This is a genomic window from Chryseobacterium taeanense (genome assembly GCF_900099685.1).
GTDB lineage: Bacteria > Bacteroidota > Bacteroidia > Flavobacteriales > Weeksellaceae > Chryseobacterium > Chryseobacterium taeanense.
On sequence record NZ_FNDW01000015.1, the window covers coordinates 33,722 to 52,725 of the forward strand.

Consider the following 19,004-nt stretch of genomic DNA (forward strand, 5'->3'; position numbering starts at 1 on the left):
ATTATTTTTTATTTAAAACTTCTTCTACAAAAACCCTTCGGCTTACTGCATCATAAGATTCTGTTTCTCCGAGCTCTACGAGATCTTTTCCTTCTGAAGTTCTCATCGAATAATTAGCCAGGTTTCCTGTTCTTCGGCAGATCGCATGTACTTTCGTTACATATTCGGCAGTCGCCATAAGATTGGGCATCGGGCCAAAAGGTCTTCCTAAAAAATCCATATCCAGACCGGCAATAACCACCCGGATTCCGTTGTTAGCCAGCTGATTGGCTACATCAACAATGCCTTCATCGAAAAATTGTGCTTCATCAATTCCCACCACATCACAATTAGAAGCCAACAAAAGTATTTCATTGGGATTTTCTACCGGTGTACTGCGTATTTTATTCTGGTTATGAGAAATCACATCTTCTTCAGAATATCTTGTATCCAGTTTAGGTTTGAAAATTTCTACATTCTGCCCCGCCATTTCTGCCCTTCTCAGCCTTCTGATTAACTCTTCGGTTTTACCGGAAAACATTGAGCCACAAATAACTTCCATCCAACCGCTTTGTTTGGAATGATTAATTGTATTTTCTAAAAACATTTGTTAAATTAGCCGTATATTTTTAACATCAAAAGTAAGCAATTTTTTAACAAGATTCTTATATGCAAAACATCCAAGATTTAAAGGAAAAGATTTTTTTTGAATCCAAGAATATGATCGCTGTTCTGGATAAAATAAGCAATGTAGATGAATTACTTTCCAAGCAGGATCTTGTAGATGAGCTTGCCAACAGAATTTCGTTTTTATGCTTGCTTGAAAAAAATATAGAGCATTTCAGTGGCGAAAATTTTTCATCGTCTCATGAAAATCAGGAAAAATTATCCTATCAGCAATTCAATGAGTCTGAAAATTTTATAGAGGAAGAAGAAGTTATTTTTAATAACAGGCTTAATGAGATCGGGGAAAATGAAGAATATCCTTCCTCTGATCAGGTAACGGAAGAAGAAGCGATCTTCAATAATCAGCTCAATGAAATTGTAGAAGGTCAATTGCATCAAACCTTGGTTAATTTCGTCGAAGAAAATCCTGAAGCGGAAATTGCTGTTCAGGAAAATTCCAATGGTGTTGAAAAAGCGGAAGATGTTTTCACTGAACAAATGAAAGAGCTGGAGGAACACGAAATTTCTGAGCAAAAGGATGATACATTGAATTTTGTAGACGAGGAAAGGATATTAGCCGATTCAGAACCCGATCATGAAAATGATATTGATGAAGAAATGTTCAGCGATGAAAATACCGAAGAAGAAGTGATCTTTAATAATCAGCTTAATGAAATTGATGGATTTGAAAACGAAATTTCTGATAATCAGGAGAATGTAAGCTATTTTGAAGAAGAAGAAAAAATACGGGATAACTTTGCTACTGAGGTGAAAGATGAAGCAGATCAGGAAATTAATGAAATTATTCCCAGTATTTTTGATACGGAACTTTTGGAAGATGAGCTTTTGATTGAAGAAAATGAAGAACATTTTACAGTCTCTGGTTCTATGGTTGAAAACGGCGAAATCCCTACAGATACTTCAAATGTAGAAGATATTTTAACGGAAATCAAACAAGAAGCAGCGGCTGAGGAAAAACAAGAGCAGACCATTCTGGCAGAGATCAACGATAGAAGAAAAATTGTTGATATCGACAGACCTGTTCACGAAAAAGAGAAAGATAAGCCAGCATCTGATGAAAGTTTTGAAAATCTTGAAGCGTATCATCAGGAAAAAAAGATAAAGCTGGCTCATATCAAAGGATTAAAAGCCGTTCAGACACTTTTTGACGATGACCATCTGGAAAGAATGATACCATCAGAAAAGTCTCCTGAAGAGAAAAAAGAAGATTCAGGAAGTATTTTAAAAACAAATATACCTACCGATTTTATGGAGGCTGAAAAGAAAAAGCCGGAATTCAAACTGGATTTGAATGATCGTATTGCTTTTACAAAAACACTTTTCGGCGGTAGTCAGTCTGAGTTGAATGAAGTAGTAAATAATCTTAACAGTTTCAAAACATTAGAAGAGGCAAAAGAGTACCTGAGTGATCTTTATTATTCTAAAAAATGGAATAAAGTGGACGAATATGCCCAGAGACTCTGGATATTGGTAGAAAATAAATTTTTATAACGTAATTTTGAGCGGGATTCTATATTTTGTTCCCACACCGATCGGGAACTTAGAAGATATGACCTACAGAGCGGTCAATGTACTAAAAGAGGTTGATTACATATTGTGCGAAGATACGAGAACTTCCGGAATTCTTCTGAAGCATTTCGAAATTTCAAAGCCTTTAAAATCTTATCATCTCCATAACGAACATCAGGCAACGGAAAAAGTAATGAATGATCTTAAAAGCGGTCAGAATATTGCCATTATCACCGATGCAGGAACACCCGGAATTTCGGATCCGGGTTATTTGGTTGCAAAAGCAGGCGCAGATCATCAGATTGAAATGATTTGTTTGCCGGGAGCAACCGCATTTGTTCCGGCTTTAGTAGTTTCTGGGTTGCCGAACAATGAGTTCTTATTTGCCGGATTTTTGCCACAGAAGAAAGGAAGACAGACGAAACTGAAGCAACTTGCCGAAGAGAAAAAAACCATCGTTCTTTATGAAAGCCCACACAAAATCAATACGACTTTGGAGCAGATTAAAGAATTCTTTGGAGAAGAAACCAAAGTAAGCCTCAGTCGTGAAATTTCAAAAAAATTCGAAGAAACCAAGCGCGGAACAATTCTTGAACTCATTGAATTCTCAAAAAGCAAAACCTTAAAAGGTGAGATCGTTCTCATCATAAATAATTCCATTTAATTGAAAAAACTAATTTTCGTACTGTTTTCGTCGGTTTGCTTCGGACAGACGGATCAGTATAAACAGATACTTTTAACTAAGAAAATTGGCCGGGAGATACGTTCTTATTCAAAAGGCTACGGAGTATTTACCGAGGCCAGAACCGGAAATACCGGAATTGTAGATTCTTTAGGCAATATTACCTTTGCTTATCCTTTAAAAAGCGAAATTTCACGGCTATGGAAAGATCGTTTCATCCTCAAAGTAAAAGCGGGAAATTCAAACGGAAAAACCGCTCTCATCGATGAAAAAGGCAAAGAGCTGATTTCTTTGGATAACTTCAGATTCAGAACCTGGGAAAATAAAGACCGCATGATCTACACAAAACAAGGTAAGGAATGCGTGTATGATTTCAACGGAAACCAGATTATTCCTTTTTCCGACAAGATAGAATTTGCCAGTGAAAGCAGATTTTTTGTTAAGAAAAACGGAGTCTGGTTAATCTATGATTTCGACGGGAAGCAGGTTTCAGACAGGGAATTTACCACAGATCTCCGCTTTTATAAGGGAAGAACCTATATCACAACCGGAGATAAATCAGGAGAAATTATTGATAATAACGGTAAGACCTTAACGATAATTTCCAATCATAACGTAGACAATATCAATGCTTTCCCTTTTCTTGTGACGCTTGATACAATTAAAAATAAATACGGAATCATTAATGACAAGGAAAATGTAATCGCTGATGAAATCTATGAACAGGCTTTTGTCGGAAGAGAATATATTTATCTTACGAAAGATGATAAAGTAAGTATTTTTTCAAAGAAAGAAGAAAAAGTTTATGATCTTGATTATCATTATGTAAATCCGCTCTTTAATGGTTTATTTAAAACATCACAGGATCAGAATAATCCCAAAGCGGCAGTGGTTCGTCTCAATGGAGAAGTTGTTTTTCCCAAAGAATATGACAGGATAGAAGGTCTTACGATTGCCGGAGATAAGTATCTGTATCTCCGTAAAAATGATGAGGAGAAAATTCTGGATAAAGATCTTAAAAATGTTATCAGTGAAGATTATGAGATCGAGAAAATATTCCCGGATACTTTAATTCTTAGCAAGGACAATTTATATTATACATTTTTTCCAAAAGGCAGACAGTATGTTGAATTGAAGGGTTTTAAAGAAATGAAGTCTTTAGAAATGTATCCTATGCTCGTCGGCAGAAACATCGATAATTTCTACGGGATATTAGATGGGGAGGGAAAAGAAGTAGTTCCCTTTATTTACGATGATATTATCACTTTTCCCGGTGTCAATGAATTTATTATTAAAAAAGACAATAAATTCGGAGTTTCCAATCATAAAAATGAACCCTTGGCAGAAGTTGTTTTCGATAAATTTATTCAGGACAAAAAAGGACTTAAACTCATAAAGGGAAAAGAGATCCAATACATTTATTTCACTGAGCAGAAAGACCGGAACTTTATCGATTAAATGCAATCCATGACAAAAAACAGGTATCAAATTCATGCTAAAACTGTGATTTAAATGCAATGAATAACATTTTATAATATCTTTGCACACCGTTTTATTTCTATAAACTAAATAATGTATATTAGCCAACATTCAAAAGGTTAATAACTTATCAAGAAAATAATTGTCATCATATGAAACTATTAGAAGGAAAAGTAGCGCTAATAACAGGAGCTACAAGAGGAATCGGAAAAGGAATCGCTGAAATGTATGCCCAGCAGGGAGCAAAAATTGCGTTTACCTATGCCGGATCTGTAGACAAAGCTAAGGAATTAGAAGCAACTTTAAGTTCTGTAACTCAGATTAAAGGATATCAGTCTGACGCATCAGATTTTGATGCTGCCCAAACGTTGGTGGATGAAGTCATCAAAGAATTCGGGAAAATTGATATTCTCATCAACAATGCCGGGATTACCAAAGATAATCTTCTCCTGAGAATGTCTAAAGAAGACTGGGATAAAGTAATCAATGTAAACCTGGATTCTGTATTCAACCTTACCAAAGCGGTGATAAAGCCAATGATGAAAGCTAAGGAAGGATCTATTATCAATATGACTTCCGTAGTAGGAATCAGTGGGAATGCAGGACAGGCCAATTATGCCGCTTCAAAAGCGGGAGTTATTGGTTTTACAAAGTCTGTAGCCCTTGAATTAGGCTCAAGAAATATCCGTTGTAATGCGATTGCTCCGGGGTTCATTCAGACTGAAATGACCGATGCTTTAGATGATAAAGCGAAAGAAAAATGGAACGAAGCCATTCCTATGAAAAAGCTTGGGCAGACAAAAGACATCGCCAACGCTTGCGTATTCTTAGGAAGTGAAATGGCATCATATATTACAGGCCAGACCCTGAATGTTGATGGTGGTCTGCTTACTTAATAAACGAATAAACCTTGCAATAAAAATCAAAATCCGTCTCATGAGACGGATTTTGTTGTATAAAAGTACACATATTCTTTTAAACAAACCTTTCCAAAGCGTTATAAATAAATCCAAACAATATTAAAGAAATTAGGGTTTCAGACCACTTGCTGAGCAATAAAGTTTATGCTGAGCCTGTCGAAGCACCTAGCGCCCCGAAAAATAAGCGCAATCCTTTCAACAAATCTTTGCGTCGATAGCGTTAAATAAACAATCAAAAAAGGTTAATAAAATATTACAATACTACTCATTTGCTGAGCGAAGCGCCTTAGCGCTCGAAAATAGGCGTAATCCTTTTAACAAATCTTTGCGTCTTTAGCGTTAAAATAAAATGGTGAAAATGTAAAAATAGGAGGAAGATTTCACTTGTAATTGCCCATGAAAACGGCAATACCCCAAAAGTAGTCTTGGTTGGACTACTTTTTCAGCTACAAATGTAAACAAAATATTTTCACCGCCAAATACTAACCTCTTATTTTCTAATTTCTTACATATTGACAACAAAAACCACAAGACTTCACAAACTTACACTGCGGTTTTCTTGATTTATTTTATATATTTGTGATCTATTGTTCATTACCAAGGAAAAGTAGTCCAACCAAGACTACTTTTACAATAGCACGTATGAACACAATGATGAAAAGTTATGAACCCTTTCCGATACTACGTTTTTTCGTAGTTTGGTTGTATATTTTCATCCCTTCACAAGCATATTCCGGTTCTTTTGTACCGGCAGATTCCATTATTTTTGTAGCTGAAGACTCGTATGTCTATTCAGAAACCTCTGTTTTTATTGCAGGAACTGAACAGAATAAAAGTTTTACATCAGCTAAAAAGTCCAAAGATTTTCTTAAGAGATCATCTTTACCATTTTCTACTCCAAAGTCAGTCAATATTGCAGCTAATAAAGTCTGCTATACAAGTAGTCCGTGGAACCGTACTGATCCCGGACGCATTTCTCATGCCTCAATGTTGGGGATTACGGGAAGCCCTTCCTTAAAGCTTCTTGATAAAATAATAAAAGCCTTATTCCCTCAGCTTGCCTGCACAGACAGGGATAGAAAGAAGCTTATAAACAGAGCATTTTATCCATTTCAAATTACAAATATCATCATCAATCACTTCGTTCGTCCTCCGCCTGAGCTTCCCGCTGAAGACACAAAAGTTTTTAACACATAAGTCATATAAGAGATAAGGTTACAACTTTGAAAACAATAGAACACATAAGTTTTGAAAATCTTCGATTTTCCTGAGTAACGTTTAATCATTCATTATCCATTCACTATTCACTCACTATCCACTTCGTTTGTCATCCCGTAGGGATCTAGGCAAAGCATTTCAGATAGCAATTGTGAAATTTGTGTATAAAGATTAGTGCCATTAGTGTTTAAAAATAAGTGCAACGCCTGATGCAGAGGATGTGACTTCGAGAACCTCAGTCACCGGCATTTTACAAGTCTTTGTCGTTAGGAATCTTGGCATAGCTGGTAATAGTAGTAGGGAAAGACTCGGGCTTAGATCCCTACGGGATGTGACAATCGGAGGGATAAGGAAACTAAATTTTGGGTATTGGATTCGTCGTCAATTCGAGTGTTTTTTCGTAACAAGGTGAAGAAAAAATGTATCGAGAATGAAATTGATCCTCAAGCTCATAAACTTCTCGATACGATTTCTACAAAGTCTATTCGAAGTGACGGAGTGAATCAAAATGCATAACGAATAAGAATCTTAATGCACTTCGTGTTCACAATTAAAAATATAACAACATAAATTAAATACAAAACAATGAAACATTTTATTACAATGGCTGTTCTATTCATCAGCCTCATTATTAAAGCTCAGGTGGGGATTAATAACACCTCACCCAAAGCGACCCTCGATATTACCGCCAAAACAACTGGCAGCACTACCGCTGAAGGACTAATTGCCCCAAGGTTGGAAGGTGTGGATATAAAAGGGAAAGATGCAAAATATGATACCGCTCAAAAAGGAGCCATCGTCTATGCCCTTTCGGCAGTTGCTTCTCCAAGTACTAAAACAGCTAATATAACTGCAGAAGGATATTATTATTTTGATGGCAGCGTCTGGCAGAAGCTCTCAAATTCTTCTGCACCAACTGTTGTAGTAACCTCATCAGCCCTTAACGGAACCTATAAAGCAGGAACCGCAATGACGGCTTCTAATACTTTTACGGTTACCATAACTAATAATTCTTTTAGTACGGCTGATATTGCTTTCAATACTTCAGACTTAGTGCTTTCAGGAGGTCTTTCGGTAGCTTCGGTGAGTCCGGCCACAGCCAATAACTTAATTGCAGGAGCGAGTGTGACGGTAACTTATATCCTTTCCGGAACGCCGGCTACCTGTGGGACACTTACCGCAACATGGAACAAGCTCACTCTGAATTCTGTTAAAACAATTAGTATTGCTCCTAACCCAACCTTTACCTGCAGCGCAGGATCTTGGTCAAGTGTGTTACCTGAATACAGGCTCAATGGATTAATGAATGGAACAGCTTATTCCGGTACTTATACATTGCCATATACTGGAGCAGCATGTACATATAATTATCCAGGGGAAACGATTACACAAAGCGGGTTAACACTTACCCTCACAGCAGGAATCTACAATACTAGTGGAAACCTGACTTATACTTTATCTGGAACTTACACCGGCACAAGTAATGGAGCCGCAACCTTTACTACAGCCAGTGGATGTACTATCTATTTAGGGCCATGTGCAAGTTGTAAGGAAATTTTGAATAAAGGATTAACAACAGCAGATGGTGTTTACTATGTGGATATTGATCAGGCTGGAACGACCTATTCACCAATGAGGGCATACTGCGATATGAATACCAATGGTGGAGGATGGATGCTCATTGGTGCTAATGGAACGAGTCTTTCGACACCAACCCAGAAAACAGAAATGACAAGCCCTAATAGCAGTGGTTACCTTTCTCGTGCAATTGTGACACAGATTGCTAATATAAGTACAGAGGTTCAATTAAGATCGGGAATCTCCTCTACAAGCTATGCTAATAAAACAACTTCCCAGAGTGGAGGTCCGGCTATTTTGGCTCTCCGAAGTTTAGATACTAATTATATGGGTCTTGGAACATGGCATAGATCAGGGGCACCACAGGACTTTAGTAATAATACGTCTATTCCAACTACAGGAACTTGGACGTGGGACGTGGGTATCTGTACAACTAGTCAAGATGCGAATGGTTGGCCCAAAATGTATCATGACTGTGGTAATGGTAGTGGAGTACATTGGTTATTAACATATCAATATGCTAATAGAACAGCCGGTGGTGATCCATGGGCATCTACATGGGTAAGATAAGTATTACACAAATTTGCTAACAATTAATCTTCCACCTGCTGATGCGAGCGTCTCGCCAGCAATACGGCACATCTAAATTAATTACTAATCCTCATAGGTTTCTAAAACCTATGAGGATTTAATAACAAGTTTAACAACCATTTAAATATAACAATAATGGCAAATATCTTACACAAAATCAAAGCGTATCTCTATGATAACACTTTAACCAAAGACAATCCCAATGATTTCATTGCCCGTACGGCGAGCGAGCGTTCCCTTTCTGTACAGCAGATATGTGAAGCCGCCGCCAGCCGTGGCGGTGCAGATGTTTCCGCTTCGGCAATGGAGCATGCGACCGAACTCTTCCTTAAAGAAATGGCCTACCAGCTTTGTGACGGATTTTCAGTCAATACCGGCTACTTTACGGCAAGCACCACCATCCGCGGGGTTTTCGACAGCCCGTCGGAGACTTTTAATAAAGACAAGCACAGCATTATCTTCCAGTTTAACAAGGGAGAAAAGCTACGGGCTGAGATTTCAAACATTGAAGTAGACATTCTTGGCGTGGCAGAAGCTTCTGCGGTGATCTTGCAGGTAACCGATATGAAGAGCGGTTCCGTTAATGATCTTCTCACGCCGGGCAGAAACCTGAAGATTGTGGGCAGCAAAATCAAAATCATGGGCGATAATCCTACACGGGGAGTTTATTTCATCAATACCGCTACCCAGGAAAGAACAATGGTAGAGGCATTAGATATTGTAACCAATAATCCCTCCGAGCTTATGGTGGTGATTCCTGCATTACCATCAGGCACCTACAATCTGGAAGTGGTGACGCAGTTTACGCAGGGCGCTCTTCTGAAAGAACCGCGAACGGCTACCCTTGATAAAGTACTTACTGTAATGTAAGAACAGGTGTATTTGTCAACACCGTGTTGACCGCCCGATCAAGGGTGCGTTGACCGGTCGGTCAAGGGTGTCTTGACCGACCGAGTGTGGGTGTGTTGACCGTACGGTATGAATATTCATAGTTTAGGGTTTACGATTTACCTAAACAAGAGACTGCCTGAAAAGGCAGTCTTTTTATGTTGTTACGTAAATGCAATGCTATCGAATCATTGGTTTTGTTTTATATGATTCCGGCACTGAACTAATCTTTAAATATCTGATTTTCCTGCTCCTGAACCCGGATAAAAGTCGTTCTTTTAGAAAGTTCCTTCAGGGTCGAAGCACCTACATACGTGCATGTAGAGCGTACGCCGCCCAAAATATCTTTTACGGTTTCCGAAACCGGACCTTTATAGGCAACTTTTACGGTCTTTCCTTCTGATGCCCTGTATTCCGCGACACCTCCGGAATGCTTTTCCATCGCAGTTTTTGAACTCATCCCATAAAATAGACGGTATTTCTTGCCGCCTTCCTCTACAATCTCGCCACCACTTTCATCGTGTCCGGCAAACATTCCTCCCAACATGACAAAGTCTGCACCGCCACCGAAAGCCTTTGCCACATCGCCCGGAACTTTACACCCGCCATCTGCAATGATATGGCCTTTCAGTCCATGCGCAGCATCGGCACATTCAATAATAGCGGAAAGCTGTGGATAGCCGACACCGGTTTTTACACGCGTTGTACAGACAGAACCTGGCCCGATTCCTACTTTAATGATATCGGCACCCACGAGAAGAAGTTCTTCTACCATTTCTCCTGTCACCACATTTCCGGCAATAATGATCTTATCCGGGAAATTGATTCTTGCTTTCTTCACAAATTCTACAAAATGTTCTGAGTATCCATTGGCTACGTCAATACATAGAAATTCAATTTTCGGGTGCTTTTCAAGGATGGTTCTGATCTTTTCTTCATCCGATTTTCCGGTGCCGGTGCTTAAGGCAATATACTGATAGATGCTTTCGGGCTGCGAATCCAGGAACTGTGACCATTCCTCAGGGGTATAATGCTTATGAATGGCGGTAATAATCTTTTCTTTGGCAAGCTCCACGGCCATCTCAAAGGTTCCGACGGTATCCATATTGGCGGCAATAACCGGTACACCGCTCCATTTTTTCCGGGTGTGTCTGAACGTAAATTCCCTTTCCAGATCAACTTCCGAACGGGATTTCAAGGTAGATCGTTTAGGACGAAACATGACATCTTTAAAACCCAGCTTTATATCATTTTCTATTCTCATAATTTGGATATTATTGAATAAAAATAAGGAAAAAGATTGATTGTACCTTTTAAATGACAGTGATTTATCAATAAAGCTGTTTTTAGTAACTGTTTAAATTTTATCTAATATTTTTAGGGACTTCTCTTAATGTCCTTTATCCAAATAAACGAAGTTTATTCTTAATCTCAACATTAAGAAATTCAGTTTATTAAGTGTTGAAAAAATAAGAAATCAATTAATTGATTTAGATTAAGTTACTTAAGAAATTAAACCTTAATTCCTTAGTGATTAAATTTTATCTAATATTTTTAGGGACTTCTCTTAATGTCCTTTATCCAAATAAACGAAGTTTATTCTTAATCTCAACATTAAGAAATTCAGTTTATTAAGTGTTGAAAAAATAAGAAATCAATTAATTGATTTAGATTAAGTTACTTAAGAAATTAAACCTTAATTCCTTAGTGATTAAATTTTATCTAATATTTTTAGGGACTTCTCTTAATGTCCTTTATCCAAATAAACGAAGTTTATTCTTAATCTCAACATTAAGAAATTCAGTTTATTAAGTGTTGAAAAAATAAGAAATCAATTAATTGATTTAGATTAAGTTAATTAAGAAATTAAACCTTAATTCCTTAATGTTAAAAATGTATTTAGAATTTAAACATGCTCTTAAAACTTTTCAAATTATATTCAGTAAAAAATTATTACTACCATAGCTTTCACTTCAGCTTAGATCAATATCGCATCTTATACCGGAACTCCGTAAAGTTCTATTTTATCATAGCACACCTACGGTGTGCCTGCGATATTGTATTGTTTTATGCTAAAAGGCTCGTTTTTGAAGCCGTAAAGCTCATCCGACATGCTTTTTGAGATCTAACACCTCAATCAGGTCAGAAAAAAGTAAGCAGAACTTCTTTAAATGTTTTTAAAAAGCAATACATTTGAAACCATGGATTTCCCTGCAACCGTTCATATTTTAGGCAAAGACATTTTACTGCATCCGATCACAGAGTCTCTGGGGATTTTTGTCGGGATGCGGTATTATTTTTATTTAAAAAAAAAAAGCAAGTGAAAAAATGTCTTTCAATACTTCTGCAGCGATTTTAATAGGAGCAACTGCAGGAGCTTTGATAGGATCTAAATTAATCGGCAATCTCGAAAATCCATATATACTTTTTGGAAATTTCAGTTTAAAAAGATTTTGGACCAATAATACTATTGTCGGAGGTCTGGCATTTGGTCTTATAGGAGTTGAATGGGCAAAGAAAATTGCAGGGCATAAAGAAAGTACCGGAGACTTAATTGTTTTTCCATTAATTCTGGCAATGATAATCGGAAGAGTCGGCTGTTTCCTTACAGGGATTTACGAAGAAACCTACGGTCTTCCTACAGATTCCATTTTTGGAATGTATCTGGGAGATCAGTATCGAAGGCATCCTGTTGCTTTATATGAAATTACTTTTCTCATTACACTTTGGATTATTTTAAAAGGGATTCAGAAAAAAGATACATTTCCTTCTGGTTTTGTATTTCAGCTTTTTATGATCAGTTACTTTAGTTTTAGATTTATGCTGGATTTTATCAAACCTAAAGTAGATATTGTGGCAGGACTTGGAACAATACAGCTGGTTTGTGTTGGCGTGATTTTTTATTATTTCTTTAAACTCAAAGAAACAAAAGTTGTAAATTCACTTTAAATATTATTCATGAAACTACTAACATTACTTGAAGTTGGAGATCTCACCGGATTGTTCGTATTTATAATCGGCATTGTTTTAATTGTACTTTTTGTTATCTCAATGTTTGTAGCAGCTATTGTACAAATTATTTATGAATGGGATAATAAAAGAAAATTTTCAAGAGGACAGTTTTGGAGAACCGTTTTGATATCTATGCTTGTTGGCGGACTTATCAGTGGTTTTGTTTGTGGTGGAATGTAAAAAATTAATTATGCCGGTAAGAAACTATACTTATTACGATTATACCATCAGCCTTTGCCCCGAATGCCTGAAGAGAGTAGGTGCGAAGATCATCATTGAAGACGAAGCCGTTTTCATGACAAAAAGATGCCCCGATCACGGATTTTTCAAAACGAAAATCGCAGCGGATGTTCAGTACTATAAAAATATCAGAAACTATAATAAAGCTTCGGAAATGCCGGTTCATTTCGGGACCGATGTGGAATACGGATGTCCTTATGACTGCGGCTTATGCGTAGATCATGAGCAGCACAGCTGCCTTTCTATTGTGGAAGTTACTGATCGCTGCAATCTTACCTGTCCTACGTGTTATGCAATGTCTTCTCCGCACTACGGAAGCCACAGAAGTCTTGAGGAAATAGAAGCGATGTTTGATATCATCGTTAAAAATGAAGGCGAGCCGGATGTTGTGCAGATCAGTGGGGGAGAACCGACCATTCATCCCGAGTTCTTTAAGATCATGGATATTGCCAAGTCGAAGCCTATCAAGCATTTAATGTTAAATACCAACGGCGTGCGGATTGCCAATGATCCCGGTTTTGCAGAAAAGCTGGCGACCTATGCTCCGGAATTTGAAATTTATCTTCAGTTTGATTCCTTTAAACCTGAAGTTCTGGAGGATTTCAGAGGAAAAGATCTCACTGATATCAGAATGAAAGCCCTGGAAAAACTAAATGCCCTTAATCTTTCTACAACGTTGGTGATTGTCCTTCAGAAAGGGAAAAATATCGATGAGATCGGGAAGATCATTGATTTTGCTTTAAAACAGAAATGTGTCCGTGGAATTACTTTTCAGCCTGTCGAAATTGCAGGAAGAAACCGTGAAGATTCTGCGTACGAAAAGATAACACTGACGGAGGTAAGACAGGAGATTTTAAACCAATTTCCACTGCTGAATTCGGATGATATCATTCCCGTTCCATGTAATCCGGATGCTTTGGCGATGGGTTATATCCTGAAGCTTGAAGGTGAAACGATTCCTTTAACAAGATATATCAACCCCGCTGATCTCCTGAATAATGAGACAAGAAATACTATTGTCTATGAGCAGGATACAGGACTGCAGATGCAGCTTCTGGATATTTTCAGCACCGGGATCTCCGTAGATAAAGTGAAGCCTAAAGTAAACCAGCTATTGTGCTGTCTTCCCGAAGTTTCAGCTCCCAATCTCGATTATGACAATCTTTTCAGGATCATCATCATGAATTTTATGGATGCTCACGATTTTGATGTGCGCGCCGTAAAGAAATCCTGTGTGCACATTGTGAATAAAGATTTAAAACTGATTCCTTTTGAAACCATGAATTTGTTCTACAGAGATGATAAGAGTAAATATCTTGAGGAATTGAGGAGGGAGGATAGAGTTTTATTTTAGTATAAATCCCAAAGAACATTATTTTCAAAAAGATCTCCCCAATATCTTTATTTGCTTCATTTAACGCATCAAAGATTTTTAATTTTAAAATCTCATCATAATCGTCATCGTAAATTATAGCTGTAATAATGTCGTGTAATAGTTCCTTATTCACTATATTGTCAGCCACAGCCACAGCAATATTTTCCATTTCACGAATAAATTTGGTTACGATAGCTCCTAAACCATTTGTTTGTAAAAAAAATGCCCCTAAAGCAACAGATGTCCTCTTATTACCATCGTTAAAGGCATGAATTATTAAAGCAAAACACTAGATGAGTTAGTTTATCTTCAATATAAGGATAATATAAATCATTTTGAATATGATGTAGTGGGCTGTCAATATTTCCTAAATCTTTAATACCTCCATGCCCTCCTGATATTTCTAAAATTTTATCGTGAATTTTTATAGCAAATTCCTTTGGAAAGTATATTAAAGTCATCATCTGTTTTTTAATCTTTTAAAGACATCTTTATTCTCTTCCAAACGCTGTTCTATAGTCATACTTTGTTCGCCTAAAAATTTTTCAAAATCATCTTCTGAAACTTCTTTTATATAATCTTCAAGTTTTTCGTGTAGTGCATCTCTAAATACTAAATCTCTACTAGCCATTTTGCTTCTGGCATCTTGAATAGATGCATACATCATTTTTTCAGCTCTCTTTGAAAAATCGTTAAATAGAGAATGTGCTTCTGTTAAATTTAATTTTCTTGCTTTTTTTTGACTGCATTCTTCTAATTCATGTGCAAAAGCATTTTCATAATCAGATATAATTCTTAAAATCTCTGTATAGAAAGTGGATCTGACACTTTGTTTAGAATTTAGTCTAAGGATTTTTTTATATTCACTTGCATTTTCTTTAAAAATGCTTTTATAAACCTTATCCGTTAGTTGAGAATATTTAAAATTATTTTTTTCAATATATTGATCGATAGCATTAGTAAATTTCTTTCTGTAATCAAATTCATCCATGGCTACAAAAAGATATTGTTCTTCTCTTTGATTTATATATTTTGTATGACCTTGAGCTTTTTCATTTAAAACATCTATAACAATATCTAAAATTAATGAACGAATTTGTCTAGCTCTTTCTGAATCAGTTAATAACATTCCAAAATTTAATAATGCTTTAAATGTGAAAACACCCAGAGAAGGAGCTTTATTTAACTCTTCTTTATAGGAAGGATTAATTTCTTTAATAAATTCTTCTTTAAATATTTTTAATCGACTTCCTGTAAGAACTTCATATCCATTTGAAACAATTTCATCTTCATTATTTTCTAATACTCTTTCAATAGTTCTTACATCTACTTCAAAAAACTCAGAAAGCTGTTGTTTTGTGTAACGATATTTTTTTTCAAGAAGAACACCTGGAAAACTTACTGCTTTATATATTTCAGGTATGGCTATATTGTTATTTAAAACATTTTTCCTTTCAATAGGAGAGTTCGTTAAATCTCTTTTCATATATTTATTTTTGATGTCTCCGACATTAATGTCGGAGACATCATGTTTTTTTTATTTAAATATCTGATAATCAATTATTTAATTAGAAGGTGTTTTGCTTGTTAAAAACAGATTGATTATTTTTAATAATTAATTGATAATTAGTTTGTTATATGTCAAAACTTCATCACCTCACTCAGCGTATTCATATACTCATATGCGGTAAGATCGAATTTCACAGGGACAATCGAGATATATCCTTTTGCCAGAGCGGTTTCATCGGCATCTTCAGATTCATCCATATTGTTGAAATATCCGGTAAGCCAGTAATATTTTTTACCGTGAGGATTTACCCTTTCATCAAAGCTTTCTTCCCACTTGGCGTTGGCCTGTTTGCAGACTTTTACACCTTTAATTTCTTCTTTCTGAAGTTTCGGAATGTTTACGTTGAGAACAACTCCTTTAGGCATTGGGTTTTCCAGTGTTTTTTTAACGATATTCTGAATGTATTCTTTTGCCTGCGTAAAATCTGCTTCCCAGCTGAAATCCAATAAAGAGAAGCCAATGGCCGGAAGATTCTCTACACCGGCTTCCACTGCTGCAGACATCGTCCCGGAATAGATCACATTAATGGATGAGTTTGCGCCGTGGTTAATCCCTGAAACGACGATATCCGGTCTTCTGGGAAGTATTTTATCGAGAGCCATCTTTACACAGTCAACAGGCGTTCCGCTGCAGGAAAAATCTCTTTGCGGACCGTCAAGATGTACTTCTTCATAGCTTAAGGTAGAATTGATGGTAATGGCGTGACCTTTACCGCTTTGCGGAGAGTTGGGTGCTACAACGATTACTTCTCCGATTTCGTTCATAAAACGTACAAGATTTCTGATTCCAGGTGCTGTGATTCCGTCGTCATTTGTAACCAGAATAAGTGGTTTTTCCATATTAAAATTTAATTTTAACAAAATTACTTAAAACTATCTGATATTTGTAAAGAAGGTATTAAATTTGATAATTTGTAACAGTTAATTAAAAATTACTACTTATTAAAATACTTTTTTAAAATTAATAAAAATACATTACAGATTTATGTGGAAAAATTTTAAGCTCAATAAATTTTTACTCCTCATTCCATTAACAAGTCTAATGTTTTGTTTCAACTCGCCTAAAAATGAAGATGAAAAGATGCAGACGATCATGGTGAGCGTAAAAAATACTCTTTCTTACCTACATTACAGTCCAAAACCGATCAATGACGCATATTCAAAGGATGTGTATAAACTTTATTTTGATCTGATCGATTCCGGAAAAAGATATTTTCTGCAGTCGGACATGGACGAATTTGCAAAGCACGAAACCAAGCTTGATGATTATCTTAACCAGGGAGATCTTACCTTTTATAAACTCACCGTTGACAGATTATATCAGAGAACCGATGAGATTGATAAAATGATTCAGGATATTTTAAGCAAACCGATTAATCTCGAAGAAGATGAAACCCTGACTCTTGAGCCAAAGCTCAAAAAAGCTCCGGCCAATAAGCAGGAACAGTATAATGAATGGAAAAAATTCATTAAATACAATATTCTTCAGGAAATTGAATCGATGAACAGCAAAGAAGAAACCCAGAAAGAAAAGAAAGATTCTGTACAGCGATATAAACTGAAAGATACCATTAAATATCAACCACTTGCACCTGAACAAAAGCTTCAGAAAGCAACCGGTGAGGTAAAAGATCTTGTACAGGATATGTTCAGAAGATTTAAGAAAAGAAAAAAAATAGATCTGTTTACGGTGTACATGAATGCGTATACAGAAGTTTTCGATCCGCATACCAACTATTATTCTCCAAAAGATAAAGAAGATTTTGATACCAACTTTACAGGAAAGGTAATCGGTATCGGGGCAATTATTCAGGAGAAAAAAGGGAATCTCTATTTAGGAGCCTTAACAATCGGAGCGCCTGCATGGAAGTCTAAACAGCTTTCCGATGGTGATAAGATTCTTAAAGTAAAATCGAAACCTAATGAAGATGCCGTAAATGTAGTCGGGATGCTGTCTGATGAAGCGGTACGCCTGATCCGCGGGGAAAAAGGGACTCCTGTAACGCTGACTGTTCAGAAAAAGGACGGAACCATAAAAGAGGTTACGATGATCCGTGAAGAAGTGGCTATTGAAGATACCTTTGCAAGAAGTATCGTTGTAGGCGCTCCTAACGGTAAAAAGTACGGCTTTATCAATTTACCAAGTTTCAATGCTGATTTTGAAAATCCAAACGGAAGAAATGCTTCGGATGATATTAAAAACGAGCTTATTAAGCTTAAAAAGCAAAATATAGAAGGAATTGTTCTGGATCTTAGAAATAATGGAGGAGGTTCTTTAACGGAAGTAGGTGATATCATGGGACTTTTCATGCAGTCCGGACCCTATGTTCAGGTAAAAGACGGAAACGGGAAAATTCAGACATTAAAGAATAAAAATGAAACCCCAATCTGGACAGGTCCTTTGGTAATCATGCAGAACGAAGCGTCTGCTTCCGCTTCTGAAATTCTAGCCGGTGCAATGCAGGATTATGGTAGAGCCATGATTATAGGATCTCCACAATCGTTTGGAAAAGGAACCGTACAGACCTTTGTTGAATTGAACAGATTTTTAAATACGGAAGATGATTTCGGAGCTTTAAAGCTTACCATTCAGAAGTTTTATAGAATTACCGGAGAATCTACCCAGAGAAAAGGTATTGTTTCCGATATTCAGATGAAGGATCTGCTTACGTATGCAGAAGTAGGAGAGCGGTATGACGATTATGCGTTGGCTTGGGATAAGATTCCGGCAACAAATTTCCAAAAGGTTAATTACTTCAATATTCAGGCTCTTGAAAAGGCAAGCGCAGACAGATTGGCCAAAAATACCAAATATCAACTGCTGCTGGAAGCTGCCCAGTGGAGAGAAAAACTGGATAAAGAGGAAACGATTACACTTAATATCAATAAGTTCAATGAACTGACAAAACAGAGAAAAGCTCAGATTGAAAAGTTTAAATCATTAACAAAATTTGATAGCGGACTTCAGTTTACGATGTATCAGAGCGAAGTCGAAAGAGAGAAGAAAGATGAAGCTTTCAAAAAGAAATCTGAAATCTGGATCAAAAACCTTAAAAAAGATCTTTATCTTCAGGAAGCCATGAATATCATCGCTGATATGGGAGTAAAATCTTGATCTAATAAATAACATCATAAAAAAACCGTCGCCTGAGGTTCTCGAAGGCGACGGTTTTTTTTATTGGATATGTCTTGTCCTGAAATAGCGATACACAAATTTTATCGTTATGGAAAACAATCAAGAAAATCGCTATGTAAAGCGAACCCAAAAAGACTATTC

The 19,004-nt window shown here is 36.6% G+C and carries 16 protein-coding genes; 11 read left to right on the top strand and 5 right to left on the bottom strand.

What is annotated here, in order from left to right; genetic code table 11:
* Position 1: 1 nt before the first annotated feature.
* Positions 2–586 (bottom strand): thymidine kinase, encoded by a 585-nt coding sequence (locus BLR30_RS16510; protein ID WP_089861291.1) that lies wholly within the window; start codon positions 584–586, stop codon positions 2–4.
* Between the two features lie 62 nt (positions 587–648).
* On the opposite strand from BLR30_RS16510, the gene BLR30_RS16515 reads away from it, so the two are divergent.
* The 7 genes from BLR30_RS16515 to BLR30_RS16545 all read left to right on the top strand — a co-directional run bounded on the left by BLR30_RS16515 (position 649) and on the right by BLR30_RS16545 (position 9,513).
* A complete protein-coding gene (locus BLR30_RS16515; protein WP_089861293.1) occupies positions 649–2,157 on the top strand; it encodes a hypothetical protein in 1,509 nt (502 codons plus the stop codon).
* Between the two features lie 7 nt (positions 2,158–2,164).
* Entirely contained in the window at positions 2,165–2,839 is a 675-nt protein-coding gene (gene rsmI / locus BLR30_RS16520; RefSeq protein ID WP_089861296.1) for a 16S rRNA (cytidine(1402)-2'-O)-methyltransferase, read from the top strand.
* On the top strand, positions 2,840–4,315 hold the full coding sequence (locus BLR30_RS16525; protein WP_089861297.1) for a WG repeat-containing protein: 1,476 nt from the start codon (positions 2,840–2,842) through the stop codon (positions 4,313–4,315). It abuts the gene before it with no gap.
* Between the two features lie 173 nt (positions 4,316–4,488).
* Complete coding sequence (gene fabG / locus BLR30_RS16530; protein ID WP_089861299.1) at positions 4,489–5,232, top strand: 3-oxoacyl-[acyl-carrier-protein] reductase; 744 nt, start codon at positions 4,489–4,491, stop codon at positions 5,230–5,232.
* A gap of 666 nt (positions 5,233–5,898) precedes the next feature.
* Positions 5,899–6,453, top strand: a complete 555-nt coding sequence (locus BLR30_RS16535; RefSeq protein WP_175443682.1) for a hypothetical protein — start codon at positions 5,899–5,901, stop codon at positions 6,451–6,453.
* Between the two features lie 606 nt (positions 6,454–7,059).
* On the top strand, positions 7,060–8,622 hold the full coding sequence (locus BLR30_RS16540; protein WP_139164652.1) for a fibrinogen-like YCDxxxxGGGW domain-containing protein: 1,563 nt from the start codon (positions 7,060–7,062) through the stop codon (positions 8,620–8,622).
* A gap of 156 nt (positions 8,623–8,778) precedes the next feature.
* Positions 8,779–9,513 (top strand): DNA-binding domain-containing protein, encoded by a 735-nt coding sequence (locus tag BLR30_RS16545; protein ID WP_089861305.1) that lies wholly within the window; start codon positions 8,779–8,781, stop codon positions 9,511–9,513.
* A 241-nt stretch (positions 9,514–9,754) separates the two neighbouring features.
* On the opposite strand, the gene BLR30_RS16550 is transcribed toward BLR30_RS16545, so the two are convergent.
* Positions 9,755–10,795, bottom strand: coding sequence for a GMP reductase (locus tag BLR30_RS16550; protein ID WP_089861307.1), 1,041 nt, complete (start codon positions 10,793–10,795; stop codon positions 9,755–9,757).
* 1,064 nt (positions 10,796–11,859) lie between these two features.
* Here BLR30_RS16550 and BLR30_RS16555 point away from each other — a divergent pair.
* The 3 genes from BLR30_RS16555 to BLR30_RS16565 are packed head-to-tail and all read left to right on the top strand — an operon-like array spanning position 11,860 to position 14,137.
* A complete protein-coding gene (locus BLR30_RS16555) occupies positions 11,860–12,480 on the top strand; it encodes a prolipoprotein diacylglyceryl transferase (protein WP_228400790.1) in 621 nt (206 codons plus the stop codon).
* Between the two features lie 9 nt (positions 12,481–12,489).
* The gene (locus BLR30_RS16560; protein ID WP_089861308.1) at positions 12,490–12,723 is read left to right on the top strand and encodes a hypothetical protein; all 234 of its coding nucleotides are present in this window, start codon (positions 12,490–12,492) and stop codon (positions 12,721–12,723) included.
* A gap of 10 nt (positions 12,724–12,733) precedes the next feature.
* Complete coding sequence (locus BLR30_RS16565) at positions 12,734–14,137, top strand: radical SAM protein (protein WP_089861310.1); 1,404 nt, start codon at positions 12,734–12,736, stop codon at positions 14,135–14,137.
* A gap of 281 nt (positions 14,138–14,418) precedes the next feature.
* Here the strand turns inward: BLR30_RS16565 and BLR30_RS17940 are convergent, their stop codons facing one another.
* From BLR30_RS17940 to surE, 3 genes are all read right to left on the bottom strand, one after another.
* The gene (locus BLR30_RS17940; protein ID WP_228400791.1) at positions 14,419–14,622 is read right to left on the bottom strand and encodes a hypothetical protein; all 204 of its coding nucleotides are present in this window, start codon (positions 14,620–14,622) and stop codon (positions 14,419–14,421) included.
* Positions 14,619–15,644 (bottom strand): DNA-binding protein, encoded by a 1,026-nt coding sequence (locus BLR30_RS16575; RefSeq protein WP_089861312.1) that lies wholly within the window; start codon positions 15,642–15,644, stop codon positions 14,619–14,621. The genes BLR30_RS17940 and BLR30_RS16575 overlap by 4 nt, the downstream gene beginning before the upstream one ends.
* Before the next feature lie 155 nt (positions 15,645–15,799).
* Positions 15,800–16,567, bottom strand: a complete 768-nt coding sequence (gene surE / locus BLR30_RS16580) for a 5'/3'-nucleotidase SurE (RefSeq protein WP_089861314.1) — start codon at positions 16,565–16,567, stop codon at positions 15,800–15,802.
* Between the two features lie 145 nt (positions 16,568–16,712).
* On the opposite strand from surE, the gene BLR30_RS16585 reads away from it, so the two are divergent.
* The gene (locus tag BLR30_RS16585; protein ID WP_089861315.1) at positions 16,713–18,842 is read left to right on the top strand and encodes a carboxy terminal-processing peptidase; all 2,130 of its coding nucleotides are present in this window, start codon (positions 16,713–16,715) and stop codon (positions 18,840–18,842) included.
* Positions 18,843–19,004: the final 162 nt, after the last annotated feature.

Coding starts and splice junctions, on each gene's coding strand:
- BLR30_RS16510 (WP_089861291.1), bottom strand. CDS start 586: ATGTTTTTAGAAAATACAATTAATCATTCCAAACAAAGCGGTTGGATG.
- BLR30_RS16515 (WP_089861293.1), top strand. CDS start 649: ATGCAAAACATCCAAGATTTAAAGGAAAAGATTTTTTTTGAATCCAAG.
- fabG (WP_089861299.1), top strand. CDS start 4,489: ATGAAACTATTAGAAGGAAAAGTAGCGCTAATAACAGGAGCTACAAGA.
- BLR30_RS16535 (WP_175443682.1), top strand. CDS start 5,899: ATGAACACAATGATGAAAAGTTATGAACCCTTTCCGATACTACGTTTT.
- BLR30_RS16540 (WP_139164652.1), top strand. CDS start 7,060: ATGAAACATTTTATTACAATGGCTGTTCTATTCATCAGCCTCATTATT.
- BLR30_RS16545 (WP_089861305.1), top strand. CDS start 8,779: ATGGCAAATATCTTACACAAAATCAAAGCGTATCTCTATGATAACACT.
- BLR30_RS16550 (WP_089861307.1), bottom strand. CDS start 10,795: ATGAGAATAGAAAATGATATAAAGCTGGGTTTTAAAGATGTCATGTTT.
- BLR30_RS16555 (WP_228400790.1), top strand. CDS start 11,860: ATGTCTTTCAATACTTCTGCAGCGATTTTAATAGGAGCAACTGCAGGA.
- BLR30_RS16560 (WP_089861308.1), top strand. CDS start 12,490: ATGAAACTACTAACATTACTTGAAGTTGGAGATCTCACCGGATTGTTC.
- BLR30_RS16565 (WP_089861310.1), top strand. CDS start 12,734: ATGCCGGTAAGAAACTATACTTATTACGATTATACCATCAGCCTTTGC.
- BLR30_RS17940 (WP_228400791.1), bottom strand. CDS start 14,622: ATGATGACTTTAATATACTTTCCAAAGGAATTTGCTATAAAAATTCAC.
- BLR30_RS16575 (WP_089861312.1), bottom strand. CDS start 15,644: ATGAAAAGAGATTTAACGAACTCTCCTATTGAAAGGAAAAATGTTTTA.
- surE (WP_089861314.1), bottom strand. CDS start 16,567: ATGGAAAAACCACTTATTCTGGTTACAAATGACGACGGAATCACAGCA.
- BLR30_RS16585 (WP_089861315.1), top strand. CDS start 16,713: ATGTGGAAAAATTTTAAGCTCAATAAATTTTTACTCCTCATTCCATTA.